Source organism: Opitutaceae bacterium (assembly GCA_015075305.1).
In the GTDB taxonomy this organism is placed as follows: Bacteria; Verrucomicrobiota; Verrucomicrobiia; order Opitutales; family Opitutaceae; genus UBA6669.
Genome location: JABTUS010000011.1, coordinates 55,681 through 70,524 on the forward strand (window position 1 = coordinate 55,681; position 14,844 = coordinate 70,524).

The 14,844-nt window shown below is 61.6% G+C and carries 12 protein-coding genes; 5 read left to right on the top strand and 7 right to left on the bottom strand.

Annotation, left to right across the window (positions count from 1 at the left end; all coding sequences use genetic code 11):
* Positions 1–6 precede the first annotated feature (6 nt).
* On the bottom strand, positions 7–3,276 hold the full coding sequence (gene carB / locus HS122_18780; GenBank protein MBE7540439.1) for a carbamoyl-phosphate synthase large subunit: 3,270 nt from the start codon (positions 3,274–3,276) through the stop codon (positions 7–9).
* Positions 3,277–3,492: 216 nt separating this feature from the next.
* Positions 3,493–4,482, bottom strand: a complete 990-nt coding sequence (locus HS122_18785; protein ID MBE7540440.1) for a hypothetical protein — start codon at positions 4,480–4,482, stop codon at positions 3,493–3,495.
* 161 nt (positions 4,483–4,643) lie between these two features.
* Between HS122_18785 and HS122_18790 the strand changes: the two genes are divergently transcribed.
* Positions 4,644–7,139: a circularly permuted type 2 ATP-grasp protein gene (locus HS122_18790; protein ID MBE7540441.1), complete on the top strand. Its 2,496-nt coding sequence runs from the start codon at positions 4,644–4,646 to the stop codon at positions 7,137–7,139.
* Here HS122_18790 and HS122_18795 read toward each other — a convergent pair.
* The 5 genes from HS122_18795 to HS122_18815 all read right to left on the bottom strand — a co-directional run bounded on the left by HS122_18795 (position 7,126) and on the right by HS122_18815 (position 11,971).
* On the bottom strand, positions 7,126–9,180 hold the full coding sequence (locus HS122_18795; GenBank protein MBE7540442.1) for a peptidase domain-containing ABC transporter: 2,055 nt from the start codon (positions 9,178–9,180) through the stop codon (positions 7,126–7,128). The genes HS122_18790 and HS122_18795 overlap by 14 nt on opposite strands.
* A gap of 51 nt (positions 9,181–9,231) precedes the next feature.
* Positions 9,232–9,408, bottom strand: a complete 177-nt coding sequence (locus tag HS122_18800; protein MBE7540443.1) for a hypothetical protein — start codon at positions 9,406–9,408, stop codon at positions 9,232–9,234.
* A 43-nt stretch (positions 9,409–9,451) separates the two neighbouring features.
* Positions 9,452–10,723, bottom strand: coding sequence for an efflux RND transporter periplasmic adaptor subunit (locus tag HS122_18805; GenBank protein MBE7540444.1), 1,272 nt, complete (start codon positions 10,721–10,723; stop codon positions 9,452–9,454).
* 300 nt (positions 10,724–11,023) lie between these two features.
* Positions 11,024–11,542 (bottom strand): queuosine precursor transporter, encoded by a 519-nt coding sequence (locus tag HS122_18810; GenBank protein ID MBE7540445.1) that lies wholly within the window; start codon positions 11,540–11,542, stop codon positions 11,024–11,026.
* 81 nt (positions 11,543–11,623) lie between these two features.
* Positions 11,624–11,971 (bottom strand): DUF3024 domain-containing protein, encoded by a 348-nt coding sequence (locus HS122_18815; GenBank protein MBE7540446.1) that lies wholly within the window; start codon positions 11,969–11,971, stop codon positions 11,624–11,626.
* A gap of 305 nt (positions 11,972–12,276) precedes the next feature.
* Here HS122_18815 and HS122_18820 point away from each other — a divergent pair, with 305 nt between their 5' ends.
* The 4 genes from HS122_18820 (at position 12,277) to HS122_18835 (ending at position 14,544) form a co-directional block, all read left to right on the top strand.
* Positions 12,277–12,882, top strand: coding sequence for a hypothetical protein (locus HS122_18820; protein MBE7540447.1), 606 nt, complete (start codon positions 12,277–12,279; stop codon positions 12,880–12,882).
* A gap of 254 nt (positions 12,883–13,136) precedes the next feature.
* Positions 13,137–13,283, top strand: a complete 147-nt coding sequence (locus HS122_18825) for a hypothetical protein (GenBank protein ID MBE7540448.1) — start codon at positions 13,137–13,139, stop codon at positions 13,281–13,283.
* Between the two features lie 524 nt (positions 13,284–13,807).
* On the top strand, positions 13,808–14,056 hold the full coding sequence (locus HS122_18830) for a hypothetical protein (GenBank protein MBE7540449.1): 249 nt from the start codon (positions 13,808–13,810) through the stop codon (positions 14,054–14,056).
* A gap of 206 nt (positions 14,057–14,262) precedes the next feature.
* On the top strand, positions 14,263–14,544 hold the full coding sequence (locus HS122_18835) for an IS110 family transposase (GenBank protein MBE7540450.1): 282 nt from the start codon (positions 14,263–14,265) through the stop codon (positions 14,542–14,544).
* Positions 14,545–14,844: the final 300 nt, after the last annotated feature.

Genomic DNA, 14,844 nt, shown 5'->3' on the forward strand with positions numbered 1-14,844 from the left:
CGGGAATCAGAGCACGTTTACGTTGCCGAGGTATTTCTGAATCGGTCGCACCCCGATGCGTTCCCGCTTGAGCGCCTTGATGCCATCGATGGCCGCCTTTGCCCCCGTGAGGGTCGTCATGATGCAGACGCTGTGGGCGTAGGCCGCCGCACGAATCTTGTTTTCATCCTGTCGCGGTATCATGCCGGCCGGCGTGTTGATCACCATCTGGATCTGGCCGTTCTTGATCAGATCAACCGCGGTGGGGCGCCCCTCCTCGATCTTGGCCAGCTTTGACACCTTGATGCCGTTTTCGGTCAGCACTTTTGCCGTGCCGCCGGTTGAGTAGAGCGCAAAGCCCAGCGATTCGAGATCGCGCGCCAGCTTCACCGCACGGGGCTTGTCGGCATCCTTGACCGAGAGGAACACATTGCCGCCCGTCGGCAGTCCGGGTTTCGCCGCAGCCTGGGCCTTGGCAAACGCCACGCCAAGGTCCTCATCAAGTCCCATGACTTCGCCCGTGGACCGCATTTCCGGCCCCAGCACAATCGTCGCACCGGGAAACCGCACAAAGGGGAACACCGCCTCCTTCACGCACCAGTGCTTCGGCGTCTGCTCACGGGTGAACCCCAGTTCCTTCAGCTTCATCCCCGTCATCACCTTGGCCGCGAGTTTGGCCAGGGGAACACCGATCGCCTTGGCCACAAAGGGAACCGTGCGCGACGCCCGTGGATTGACCTCCAGCACATAGAGCTGGTTGTCCTTGATCGCGAACTGCACGTTCATCAGGCCGATCACCTTCAACTCGCGGGCAAGGGCATGCGTCGCCGCCCTGACGGTGTCCAGCATGGCCTTCGACAGCGTGTGCGGGGGCATCACCATCGCCGCATCACCCGAGTGCACGCCCGCAAACTCAATGTGCTCGAGCATTCCTCCGATCACGCTGGTCTCGCCATCCGCAATGCAGTCGACGTCGAGTTCGATCGCATCCTCGAGAAAGTCGTCGATCAACACCGGTTTGTCCGGCATGACCTCGAAAGCCTGCCGAACAACGTTTCTGAATTCCTCCTCGGTGTAGACGATGAACATGCCGCGTCCGCCAAGAACGAACGATGGACGCAGGAGAACCGGGAAGCCGATTTCCTGAGCGCACTGCAGTGCATCCGCCTCCGTCATCGCTGTGCGGTTGGCCGGCTGCTTGAGTCCGAGTCTGTCGAGAATCCTGGCGAAGAGCTTGCGGTCCTCCGCGGCGTCGATGCTCTCGGGCGAGGTGCCAATGATGTTGACCCCGTTCGCCTTGAGCGCCGTTGCAAGATTCAGCGGAGTCTGCCCGCCGAACTGGACGATCGCCCCGGAGCAATTCTCCTGCCGGTAAACTTCGAGTACGTCCTCGAGCGTGAGCGGCTCGAAGTACAGGCGGTCCGACGTGTCGTAGTCCGTGGAGACCGTCTCCGGATTCGAGTTCACCATCACGGTCTCAAAACCCGCCTCGCGCAGCGCGAAACTCGCGTGCACGCAGCAGTAGTCGAACTCAATGCCCTGCCCAATCCTGTTGGGTCCGCCTCCAAGAATCATGATCTTCTTCTTCCCGGTCGCGGGCATCACCTCATTCTCGTCGCCGTAACTCGAATAATAATAGGGCGTGAACGCCTCAAACTCGGCCGCACAGGTGTCGACCAGGCGATAGGTCGTGTTCACCCCAAGCTGCTTGCGCGCAGCAGTCATCGACGCAAGGTCGGTCCCCAGGATGTGCGCCAGCTGCGCATCCGAGAATCCAAACTGCTTCGCGCGCTTCAGAAGGACCGCGGTCAGCGGTTTGGGCTGTCCAGCCAGTCCGCCGGTTCCAGGCAGACCATAGCCGCGCAGGGCCTGCTCCATCTCGAAGATTTCGCGAAGCTGACGGATGAACCAGGGGTCGATTTTCGTGAGATCAAAAATTTCCTCCTCGGTGAAGCCGGCAAGAAACGCGTAGCGGATGAAGAAGATGCGCTCGGCATTGGGAGTGCCAAGCCGCGCCACAATCGCCTTTCGGTCCGGAATCTCATCCCCTCCCCACTTGCCGCCGCCTCCGAATCCGCGCGCACCGATTTCAAGCGATCGCAGCGCCTTCTGGATCGACTCCTTGAACGTGCGGCCGATCGCCATGGCCTCCCCCACGGATTTCATGGCGGACGTCAGCGTCGGATCCGCATTGGGAAATTTCTCGAACGTGAAACGCGGAATCTTCGTCACCACGTAGTCGATCGTCGGCTCGAAGGACGCGGGCGTGAGCCGCGTGATGTCGTTGCGGAGCTCGTCGAGCGAATAACCGACGGCGAGTTTCGCTGCGATCTTGGCGATCGGAAATCCCGTCGCCTTGGAAGCCAGCGCCGAGGACCGCGACACGCGCGGATTCATCTCGATCACCACCATGCGGCCCGACTGCGGATCCACCGAGAACTGGATGTTCGATCCGCCCGTCTCCACGCCGATCTCGCGGATCACCGCAAACGAGGCGTCGCGCATCACCTGAAACTCCTTGTCCGAAAGCGTCATTGTCGGCGCCACCGTGATCGAGTCTCCGGTATGCACGCCCATGGGATCGAAATTCTCGATCGAGCAGATCACGACGCACTGATCCTTGTGATCGCGCATGACCTCCATCTCGTACTCCTTCCAGCCCAGCAGGCACTCCTCGACGAGAACCTCATGCACCGGGGAAAGATCGAGCCCGTTGGCGCAGATGCGCTCGAATTCCTCGCGATTGTAGGCGATGCCCCCTCCCGACCCGCCAAGCGTGAACGAGGGCCGGATGATCAGGGGAAAACTGCCCAGCGCATCCGCAGCTGCGCGCGCCTCGTCCAGCGTCTTGACGGTCCGTGAGCGGGCGACATCCAGGCCGATCTTCAGCATGGCCTGCTTGAAAAGCTCGCGGTCCTCACCCTTCGCAATCGCATCCGGCTTGGCGCCGATCATCTCCACACCGTATTTCGCGAGGATGCCCTGCTTGTGCAGTTCCATCGACAGATTCAGCGCCGTCTGGCCGCCCAGAGTGGGAAGAAGCGCGGACGGGCGCTCCGCCTCGATGATCTTTTCGAGAAACTCCACGGTCAGAGGCTCGATGTAGGTCACATCCGCAAACTCCGGATCCGTCATGATCGTCGCCGGATTGGAATTCACGAGAACGACCCGGTAGCCCTCCTCCTTCAGCGCCTTGCACGCCTGCGTGCCGGAGTAGTCAAACTCGCACGCCTGTCCGATCACGATGGGACCGGCACCAATGATGAGGATGGACTTGAGATCGTTGCGCTTGGGCATGGACGTGGATTTCGGAGAGGGTTGGCCGCCGCACTTCGTGCCGCAAGCGGGAAGTCACGGCGATCCACCCCTGATTCAGACCGTTTCCAACATGCCGCGCAGAGCAATCACGCCTGAAAGCGGCCTATTGGCAAAATGCCATCGATAACGCATCACGCCACGCACGCAGCAATGCCGGCTCAAACCGGGTCGAATCGCGCGTGACGACGCGACCTCTCAGGATTTCCCACGCCCACGCTTCTTCAGCTCCGATGTCAGCCGTTCCATCGCCTCCGGACGCAGCGGCTTCCCTGCGCTCTGCGCAGCCAGCACCACGGCGCCAATGATTGCCGGGGAGGGCGCAACAATTATCCTCACCTGCGGAGCCGCGCGCGCAACAGCCTGCCGAAAGGCCTCAAGATAGACCTCATTACCCAGCAATCCGCCAAACGGAACGACATTGACGTCGCCGTCGCCAAAATTGAGCCGCTCAAGAAGCGCCACCACGAGGCGGGACAGTTGGTGAGCCCCTTCGCGCACGATTTCCCGGGCGGCATCATCATCCGCCGCCGTTGCAACAACTGTTGATGCCAGGGCCGCAAGCTGAGAACGGGATCTTTCCGGGCGAAGGGCCCATTGCATCGCCTCGCGAGGTGTCGTTACGCCAAGCTCGGCAAACAGCGCCGGTTCGAGATGTGTCGCGGGCGCCCGCCCATCGGCAGCTTCAAAAATCCTCCGCAAGCCTTGTAGAGCCAGCCATACGCCGCCGCCCTGATCATCCATCAGCCAGCCCCAGCCTCCCGTCTGCGCAGTATGACCCTCCTGGTCGCGGCCGTATGCAGCGGAACCCGTACCGGCGACAACCACGATGCCTGGCAGATCTCCACATCCTCCCGCCAGCGCAATACGCAGATCGTGATCCAGCCCGAGGCTTCCCGCTCCTTCGACCAAATTCAGTGCGCACAAGGGCTCCCGCAGCGCCTGGTGATCCACCAGCGACTTCACTCCCGCAAGACCAAGAAACGCGCCCGCCGCCCTGCCGAAAACACCCGCCTCCGCCCTCGCCATCGCAACCGCCTCGCTCACCGCCTCAACCGCCATGGCAACCCCGACGCTGTGATAGTTGGAGCTTCCTGATTCACCCATGCCAAGTAGCGCCCCGTTGGCATCCGCGATCAATGCCCGCGTGTGCGTCCCGCCACCATCGATGCCGAGAAACCAGATCACGGCGATTGTTGTGAAAGGCCCCGCGCCACTTGGCAAACCCGTCGTGACTATCCCGAAAAAATGCCCCCTCGCCGCCCATCTCAGCCGGAACGGGGCACTCGGTAGCCACACGAGCGCAGGCTTGCGACCACTCCGCCCGCTCCTATCGCTCTATCGCCGGAATGCCTGCCGTCACTCACCTCCCTCCCGTACCCCTCCTGTCCGCATGGCAGTTGGAGAACCTGCGGAGCCGCCTGCGAATATCCATCCGGGAAGCCGGGTTGAGTGGCATCCTATCCGAACGCCAGCATCGGAGTGAGGGGCTTTTCTGGGACCTCGATCCCGTTCCCAGAGTGATCGAACCAACGGAATGGACGCAACTGGAAGCAGGTCTGATTCAGCGCGCACGGTTCGTGAACGCATTTCTGGTCGATATCTACAGCCGGCAGCAGGTCCTGATTCAAAAACTGCTGCCACCCGAAATCATCCTTTCCGACCCTTGTTACCGGCGTCCCTGCCTGCACCTCGAAGCCGAGCGGAATCAGCCCGCAACCCTTCTGAGATTCGACCTGATCCACACGTCCCGCGGCTGGCAGTTTTCCGGAACCCACGCCGACTCGCCCGCAGGCCTGGGCTTCGCCGTGCAGAATCGACGGTTCCTCTCCCAGGAAGCCTCCGACATCTACGGAAAACTGCCCGACTATCACTCGATCATCAACTTCCCGCTAAATCTCCTCGAGAGCCTGCGCCAGCTTGCACCCCATTCCAATCCCGCGCCGAGCATCGTCGTCCTTACCGCAGGCCCGCACGAGCCCTTCTATTTGGAACACAGTTTTCTGGCCCGCAAGATGGGCCTTCCGCTCGCCCGCGGAGACGACCTGCTCGTGCTGGACAACTGGGTCTATTTCAAGACCATCAACGGGCTCGAACGCGTCGACGTGATCTACCGCCGGCTGAACGACGCCCATATTGATCCCGTGGTGTTTTCCACCGACCGCGAAACCGCCGGTGTGCCCGGCCTGATGCAATGCATCCGTCGCGGCAATGTCGCCGTCGCCAACAGCATTGGCAGCGGGGTGGCCGACAGCCGCGCCCTCGATGCCTATCTTCCTCAACTGATGCGGTTTTACCTGGGTGAGCGTCCGTTGATCCCATCTGTTCCGACTCTGACCTGCGGCGACACCGACCAGCTCGACGAAATCCTGGAATCCTCGGAGGAAATGGCGGTGCTGCCCAATCACGACCATCGGGCCGGTGACCCGCGTCTGGTTGCGCTGAGGGGCCCCCTGCTCGACAAGAACGGCCTCGCCAGGGAGGTTCGCGAGAATCCATACGGCTACGTCGCCCGTCGCCAGCCCTGGCTCGGTGCCGCATCGCCAGAAACACCAGCATCGGATTCGTTTCATCTCAGCGCCTTCGTGCTGTCGCACAAAGGCGCCTATTCGGTGCTTCCGGGCGGACTCGCGCGCCCGGGCAACACCTCCCTCCCCATCGACCGCATAGGCGCTTGCGCGGACACCCTGGTACTGCAGGGTGACACGGTCAGCGTCGACGAGGGCCCCGATGTCGACCGCCCATCCGAACCGCATCGGCCGCACGCCCTTGGATCGCGCGCCGCCGAAACGCTGTTCTGGCTCGGGCGATACCTCGAGCGGGCTGAAGCGACGGCTCGCATGCTCGTGATTTTTGAGGACGTCGCCCTCGAGGAAATTCCAGCCCGCGACCGTCGTTACTGGATTCCGATCTGGCGAGGTTTGCTCGAGGCCACCGGGCATTCCCAGGAATCCATCTCCCCCCCGGCCAACCCCCTTCAGGTGCTGAGCAGCGATCTCCACTGGCGCATGACGCTCTCACCCGAGCACCCCAGCTCGATCGCGTCATCAATCGCGGTTGCAGCGGAGAACGGGCGCCAGTTGCGCGACTTCATCAGCCCGGAGGCATGGGTCCTGCTCAGCCGACTTGCGAACAAGATCAATTCGCTTCAGCAGGGCCATCTGACTCCCGGCAGAAAGCGGAAAAACGCGTCGCAGGCGATGAACCTGGTTCTCACGGATGTGAACGCGTTCATTGCCACCGCCGAACGCACGATGTTGATGGATGCAGGCTGGGAGTTTTTTCTCATGGGATGCCACCTGGAGCGGGCCATCATGGCCTGCAGCGCGCTGCGCCCGATCCTGGGCAAACTTGACGACCTCGCCGCCGGTCAGGGAACCCCCGAACTTGTCGCGCGAGCCCGGTCCGGCGATGCTCCCGAACTGTCCGCACTTCTTCGCATGCTGGGTTCCCAGGACGCCTACCGGCGCCTCTACCAGTCGGCCAGCCAGCCGGGTTTGGTGACAGCGCTTTTTCTAGTGCAGGAAAACGTACCGCGCAGCCTCATGTACAATCTTCAGCGGATCCGGCGCAGCGTGCGCGTCGTCGCCACGAGCACTCCCCAGGAGCAGGATGAGGCCGTCGTCGCAGCTGTGGACGAGCTGCTCCGGTTTCTGCGCGAACTGCCAATCCAGGACTTTTTTCGGGCGCGAAAGACGCAGGAGAGCTCCGCAGACTCAGCAAGATCAAGTCTTGGCGAACTGCTCGCGCATCTGCTCGACCGCCTCTTCGATCTCCATCCCCTGCTAAGCGATCACTACTTCAGCCACCAGGCGCGGGCCCTTCAGCGCGCTACAACCGGATAATCTGATCCGCACAATGGCAGAATGCCTGGCGATGACAGGCGACAATTGCAGTGATCCCGGCGCCCACGCGGCGTCGAATCGCCGCCACGACATGCTGTTCCGATTCATCCTCAAGTGCAGACGTGGGCTCATCCAGCAGCAAAAGGGGTCCACTCCGATAGAATGCCCGGGCAAGGGCAAGCCGCTGCCGCTGACCTCCTGAAAGATTTGCCCCGCCTTCCTGCAGCCAGGTGCCAAACTTGTCGGGGAGCGACTCTATCCAACCGAGCACATTCGCATCGCGGCATGCCTCCAGGAGGCGGGCGACATCGGGTGGGCCACCGTCGGGAATCAGGTTGTCCATGACCGAGCCCGAAAACAGCTCCACCCGCTGGGGCATCACGGCCAGGCCCCTTCGCAATCCATCAAGGGAAAAATGCTCGAGTCCAACACCTCCGATTGAGACCCGGCCTTGAGTGATGTCCTGGCTCGCCTGCAACACAGCCAGTATGGTGCTCTTTCCGCAGCCTGATGCCCCAACGAGCACCGTCAGCGTTCCCCTTCGGAACACCGCGGAAAACTCGCGCAGCACAGGCAGCCGGCCCGGGTGCTGCACCGTGACGCTTTCCCATTCAATGTCTCCCATTGTTTCCGGGTTCAGCATTCTCACTCCCCCTGTCGGTTCCGGCTGAAGATCGACGATTTCAAAGAGCCGGTCGGTCGCAACCATGGCCTCCTGCACGGAGGAGTTCAGCGATACCAGCGACGACGCCGGGCCAACAAGATAACCCGCCAGCGTGTACGCGCTCATCAGCTCACCCATTGAAAGGTGCTGCTGCAGAACAAGCCATCCTCCGATCCAAAGAGTTCCCAGCGTATAAAGCTGCGTTGAAGCCTGGTTGAAAACCCCGAGCCAGAGTCCCGCAGTCACAGCCCCGCGATGCGCACGTAGCAGTCTCACAAGCTGCTGCTCTCCCCGCTCCGCTTCCCTATCCTCAAGGTTCATGGCGCGCACCGTCAGGTGGGTCTGGAGCGACTCGGCCAGATGGCCCTGCCATTCGGCCGCCCGCACCATGAGCAGCCGCTGCGCCCGCCGGTTTACCACATTCGCAACGGGATACATCATGCCCTGCAGAACAATCAGTCCTCCAGCCAGCGCGCCGAGGCGCCAGTCGTAGAAAAACAATCCCGTCAACGACGCTGCTACAATCAGCGGATTGAGAAGCAGACTGACGAGCGTCTGGTTTATGAAGGTGCGTATGCGGGCGGCGTCACCCACGCGCGATAGCATCTCTCCAACACGCATGCCGTCATGAAAGGCACGGGGAAGCCTGAGCAGGTGTCGATAATAGCCAAGCATGAGCACAGCATCGATCCTCTGGGCGAGCCTCAAGCCTATGCGTCCCTGAAGCCAGGTGAGCACTACCCGCGCGGCAATCACTCCCAGCATGCCCGCGCCCAGAAGCACCAGCATGCGGCTGTCCTGATCGGGAAGAACCGAGTCGAGCAGCTTTTCGACATACAGCGACATCGCCAGCCCCAGAACTGTCGCCAGAGCCGCCCCGAGACCGGCCTGCAGGAGCAGAGACCGGTGAGGATGGAGAAGTCTGGCAAGACGGCTCCAGGGAGATTCGGCTGCCGCCCCGGGGTCGCCCTTCACAATTTCCCCTGGCTTCGGTGAAACCAGCAGAAAGACTCCACTGCTCATTCCGGTGAGCTTCTCCCGCGGCCACCGGCAGGAGGAGCCCACCGCCGGATCCATCACCCGAACGTTCCTTCCGTTCACCTTTTCAAGAACAACGTAGTGATGCAGGTGCGACGGAAGGACGACATGAGCCACGACAGGAAGCGGCAGGTTCCCAAGGTCCGCGGGTGACGTCCGCACTCCTGCGACACTCAGCCCGGCCTTCTCTCCGGCCTGCACGAGACCGAGGGCCGTTGTACCGGATCTCCCGGTGCCGCTCCATTGGCGGAGCTGTGCAACCGCCTGGGGTCGCCGATAGCGCCGGCACAGGTAGGCGAGGCAGGTCGGACCACAATCGCTCTGGTCGCGTTGCTTCAAGGAAACGTGGCCAGGTCCAATGATTCGAGAGTCCGCCCTGCCGCGGTCCGCCTAGATGTCTGCCACCAATCCATAGGCTTCAAGAAACTCCCCCATTGAGTATGGCGTGAAGACTTCTCTCACTCCCAAATCAGCCCGAGGGCTGATGCCGGGAGGGAATAGCTCGTCATTGAGCGGCGCAAATCCGCCATGAATGGCGGCCAGATCTGACATAGGAACAGCTTTCATTTTATTTTGGTCATTTGGGTTCAATCTTCAGTTTCACCCGACCTCACAAAGCGTGGGCCGGATTTGAAGAAATGCGTCTGAGTGCCTGGTGGCTGGGCGGTCCTTGGTCGGGTTGAACCGCATCCCCCGAGATCCAGTCAGCCACATTGCGGCGCAGCAGCGTGAGCAGGCTTGCACGGCCCAGATCGAACCGAACCTCCGCGACAAAGCCCTTGCGCAATCGGGCGACCCGTCCATCGCGAGTGCGAAGCGCCGATTGCTGCGGTTTGAGCACGATCCGATACGATGGTTCGGAAGTCCCGGGAGAAACGTCCGGCGCGAGTTCCTCCACCTCGGCGTCCATCAGCCCCCATTCGGTTGCCGGAAGCGCCGTCACGCTCATTCTCGCCCGCTGCCCGGGCTGCACCAAGGCGCACACTCGCGGCGGCACACGACCTTCAACCCGGAAATCGTCGTCCGTGGAAATTGAGCCGAGCACCTGCGAGGCGACCACGACAGCACCCGGCCGCAGTGGCGCAAGATCCATCAAAAAACCTCCCACCGGAGCTCGAAGCACAAGAGTCCTCAACTCCTCCTCCACCTGTTTCAACTCCCCCTCCAGGGATCGCCCGCGTTGCTCCGCATCCCTTCTCTGCGCCGTCGCTGAAGCGGCCTGCCGATGGCGCGCAAGGGAACGAGCGCGTTCATCCGACTCAGCCGCGCTTCTGGCCGCATCCCGCTCCCTGTCGCTGACGAGCCCCCGCGCCGCGAGCTTTTCAATCCGTTCCAATTCGCGGGCCGACTGGGCTGCGGACGCGACCAATGCGGCATCACTGGCGACCCACTCATCCCAAAGCCGCCTCGCCCAGGAAGTATGAAAGCCCAGGCTTTCGCGCTGGGTATCGCGGTCATTCCCTTCGAGGCCTTCGGAGAAAGTGATCCATTCCTGGGCCTGAAACCGATACGCATCGCATTCGGCGGTCAGGGCGTCCCGTCGCGCCTTCAATGCGGGATTGGCCAGCTCGACCAGCGGCTGACCGGCGACAACCCGGTCGCCCGTCCGAACATACACGCTGTCCACGGAGGCGGTGGCCGGACTGCGCAATTCGGCATTCTCCGTACGCGTCCGCACGATTCCCCAAGTGCGGACCGTCACATCCACCCGGATTGTCACCAACGCAGCCACTCCCGCCATCAACAGGCCGAGGAATATCCCCACTACCCACGGCCGTTCCGGCCCCGCCTCCGCTTCCAGCGCCGCCACCGTGTCACTCGCAGCCGACGCAGACAGCCAGCGCTGTGAAGCGGCGGCGGATTGGGACAGCGATGAAGGCATGGAGGCACCGTGGGGCGGGAGAGATGAAATACCCACATCGCAAATGCACGAAACGAGAGGCCACCTGCGCCCCTATTTCGGATGAACCGCCACCCCTGCGCAGGTGTGCCTGAGGCCCCTGCGCAAGGGTGACAGCACACTTCCTGGAGCACACGAATCCTTGTCTGGAAACAACCTGTCCCTTTTCCGGCTTCGCCAGGCCCCAGCGTGCAGAAGTCATGGGAACACAGGGGCAGGTTGGGATCGCCGCTCCCTCGATGCTCCTGCCGCCCCCAATCCTTCTGGAATCAGGGGTCTTGATCAGCCCTTGGGGAGCACGCGATTGATCAACATTCGGTACGGCGGCAGCAGGACGAACGCCATGGCGAGTTTGATGCCCAGATCGCCTGTTGCCAGATGCAGCCAGCTGATCGCGGTGCCCGCAAAGGCCAGACTGAAAAAAATCGCGGTATCAATGATCGACGCAGCACATGATCCAAGCAGCGGCGCCTGCCACCAGGTCCTTTTCCTCAACCGGTTGAAGATCGCAACATCCAGCAACTGCGAGACGATGAACGCCGTGCCCGACGCCACGGCAATCCGAAGGGGTGCAAGCATCGCCGAACTGACCAGCCCGGCGGCAAATCCCACCCATGCGATCCGACGCGCCGCCTGCGGACCATGGAGGCGGTTGCAGACATCGGACACAAAGTAAGCGACCGGATAGGAAAAGGCGCCCCACGTGAGCCAGGCGTTGAGCGGAAACTGCACCAGCCAGTTCGACAAAAGCACGATGGCGGCCATCGCCACCGCCGGAACAAGAAGCTGGCGCGCTGTCATGCGTGTGCAGTCGGCTGGTGGACGACCGGGATCACCGGATCACGAGCGCACATGTGCGCTTCAAAACCCTCCCCGCACCGCTCATCCGAAGAAACATCCGTACTCATCCGCAGAGATGACCGCGAGTGCCGCCTCGATCGACGGGAAGCTTGGCTCCGGAACATAGGGCTCCCATTTTCCAGAGGCACGCTTCCAATATAGTTTCCAGAACCTCCGGGACTTCACCCACTTCAATTTTGCAAAAGGAAAAGCCCTGACTATTGTGGGATCCTTCCAGTTCGGTCTCACCTCGGATAATATCACTTCGGATCCGCTGACATCCGCGCGAAAATCAAGCTGATCGCGGATCTCAGGCCTCGGTCGATGGCGTGCAATGAACCTGCCAACATTGGCAAGAACATCAGCAGTATGCGCAGGAACAGCATCCATGGAAGAATCGTGCACAATCTGGAGTCACCCGTCAAAAGATACGTGGTCCTCCTCACGTTCTCCCATTCGCTTCCAATCCTACCAATCCGGTCACGACGGAGCGTGCCCCTCCAAACTACACAAAATTCTTCTCCGCGTCCTCCGCGTCTCCGCGTGAAACTCTTCCGATTTCATCGTACATCCCAAGGTCACGACGGAGCGTGCCCCTCCAATATTTGTTGGCATCCCTCCCCTGGTACTGCCCCCTCCGCTGGAGATGACATGTAGCCGACAGGCGGCTGAAAAGCAGCCAACCTGTCGGCGTTATGAATAATAACATACATAAAATAGATGGTGAGCGTGTCGCTGTCGAGATGGCGATGACGGTTAAGTTGGGGCTGGATCTGCACGCCAGGGATGTGGTGGTCTGCCGTCAGAATGACGGGCAGCAGCCGAAGCCAGTGTGCAGAATGACGCACAAAGAGTTGCTGGATCTGGTTGCGGGGCTGATCGCTGCAGGACACCGTGTGGAGAGTTGCTACGAGGCCGGACCGTGCGGATACGGGTTGCATCGCAAGTTGATCCAGATGGGAGCGCGCAATCGGGTGATCGTGCCTCGGAAATGGGACGCGGAAGGCAGGCGTGTGAAAACTGATCGCAGGGATGCCCGGGATCTCTGTGATGCGCTGGACCGATACCTGCGAGGCAGCACCACTGCCTTTTCGGTGTGTACGTTCCGACGGAGGAACAGGAAGAGACCTCGAGCGTTGGGTCGGCAGCGGGGAATGCTGGTGAAGGAGCGCCAGCGCTGTGTGGTGCGGGGTCACGGCCTGATGCTGACCGCCGGTGTGCAGGCGGATCCAGACTGGTGGCATCCCAAGGCCTGGGTGAGCTGGCGAAGACATTGCCGCCGGAGCTGCGCGCACGGATAGAGACCGGCAGCGTCAAGCGCTGCATTTTGAATCCGAGATAGAAGCGTGGACCAAGCGGGTTGAGAGTATGGGCGAGAAACAGATTCTGGTGAAAGGACTGGGTCTGCTCACGAACACACCCTGGAATGGAGGTGTGCGATTGGGCCCGCTTGGCGGTCGTCGAAAGGTGGAGGGTACAGCGGATTGCGCCGAGTGGAGTACTCGACGGGGACACGTCGCCGTCAGGGCAGCATCCCAAGCACGGAAACCCTCGAATGCGTCACCTGCTCGTCGAGGCCGCCCGGCGTCTGCTGCGCTGGCAGCCCGACTACCCTCCGCTGAAAAAATCTGCGCCAGGCGCTCGGCGCCCGCACGCAAACGAGCCGTGGTCGCAGTCGCGCGACGGCTCGCAATCGATTTGATGGCGCATCCACACCGGTCGCTGCACGCCCGAACAGCTGGGCCTGAAAGTGGGTTGAGCGCCTAAATGGGACTTTGGTGGCGGGGCGGAGTGTGTTCGTCATGCCCCTTGGTGAACCCCGTCTCCGAGATCGAGCCGCTTTGTCTCCGCCACTACTCTTCCGCATAAGTCATCTTAACGGCGCACATCACGCGCTTTGGATAGCAGGTTGGACCGTCAGTTGCGCTGACGTGTCAGCGGCGGAGAACGTCCCCGGCGCCACAATCCCAATTCCCTTTTCAACGCACGTCCACAGCGTGCGAAGGCGCACTTTTCGCTTGATTGCCATTTCGGCTTCATAGCAGTGTGCAGAATGACGCACAAAGAGTTGCTGGATCTGGTTGCGGGGCTGATCGCCGCAGGACACCGTGTGGAGAGTTGCTACGAGGCCGGACCGTGCGGATACGGGTTGCATCGCAAGTTGATCCAGATGGGAGCGCGCAATCGGGTGATCGTGCCTCGAAATGGGACGCGGAAGGCAGGCGTGTGAAGACTGATCGCAGGGATGCCCGGGAGATCTGTGATGCGCTGGACCGATACCTGCGAGGCAGCACCACTGCCTTTTCGGTGGTGTACGTTCCGACGGAGGAACAGGAAGAGACTCGAGCGTTGGGTCGGCAACGGGGAATGCTGGTGAAGGAGCGCCAGCGCTGTGTGGTGCGGGGTCACGGCTTGATGCTGACCGCCGGTGTGCAGGCGGATCCAGACTGGTGGCATCCCAAGGCACCGGAGTGAGCTGGCGAAGACATTGCCGCCGGAGCTGCGCGCACGGATAGAGACCCGCAGCGTCAAGCGCTGCATTTTGAATCCGAGATAGAAGCGTGGACCAAGCGGGTTGAGAGTATGGGCGAGAAACAGATTCTGGTGAAAGGACTGGGTCTGCTCACGAACACACTCCTGGAATGGAGGTGTGATTGGGCCCGCTTTGGCGGTCGTCGAAGGTGGGAGGGTACAGCGGATTGTGCCCGAGTGAGTACTCGACGGGGACACGTCGCCGTCAGGGCAGCATCTCCAAGCACGGAAACCCTCGAATGCGTCACCTGCTCGTCGAGGCCGCTCGGCGTCTGCTGCGCTGGCAGCCCGACTACCCTCCGCTGAAAAACTGCGCCGGGCGCTCGGCGCCCGTGCACGCAAACGAGCCGTGGTCGCAGTCGCGCGACGGCTCGCAATCGATTTATGGCGCATCCACACCGGTCGCTGCACGCCCGAACAGCTGGGCCTGAAAGTGGGTTGAGCGCCTAAATGGGACTTTGGTGGCGGGGCGGAGTGTGTTCGTCATGCCCTTGGTGAACCCTGTCTTGAGATCGAGCCGCTTTGTCTCCGCCACTACTCTTTCCGCATAAGTCATCTTAACGGCGCACATCACGCGCTTTGATAGCAGGTTGGACCGTCAGTTGCGCTGACGTGTCAGCGGCGGAGAACGTCCCCGGCGCCACAATCCCAATTCCTTTTTCAACGCACGTCCACAGCGTGCGAAGGGCGTAGCTTTTTTCGCTTGCCCATTTCGGCTTCATAGCAGGGGC

Bases quoted from the DNA above. Each gene is read 5' to 3' on its own strand.
- carB (MBE7540439.1), bottom strand. From the start codon at position 3,276: ATGCCCAAGCGCAACGATCTCAAGTCCATCCTCATCATTGGTGCCGGT.
- HS122_18790 (MBE7540441.1), top strand. From the start codon at position 4,644: ATGCCTGCCGTCACTCACCTCCCTCCCGTACCCCTCCTGTCCGCATGG.
- HS122_18800 (MBE7540443.1), bottom strand. From the start codon at position 9,408: ATGAAAGCTGTTCCTATGTCAGATCTGGCCGCCATTCATGGCGGATTT.
- HS122_18805 (MBE7540444.1), bottom strand. From the start codon at position 10,723: ATGCCTTCATCGCTGTCCCAATCCGCCGCCGCTTCACAGCGCTGGCTG.
- HS122_18810 (MBE7540445.1), bottom strand. From the start codon at position 11,542: ATGACAGCGCGCCAGCTTCTTGTTCCGGCGGTGGCGATGGCCGCCATC.
- HS122_18815 (MBE7540446.1), bottom strand. From the start codon at position 11,971: ATGGATGCTGTTCCTGCGCATACTGCTGATGTTCTTGCCAATGTTGGC.
- HS122_18820 (MBE7540447.1), top strand. From the start codon at position 12,277: ATGAATAATAACATACATAAAATAGATGGTGAGCGTGTCGCTGTCGAG.
- HS122_18825 (MBE7540448.1), top strand. From the start codon at position 13,137: ATGCGTCACCTGCTCGTCGAGGCCGCCCGGCGTCTGCTGCGCTGGCAG.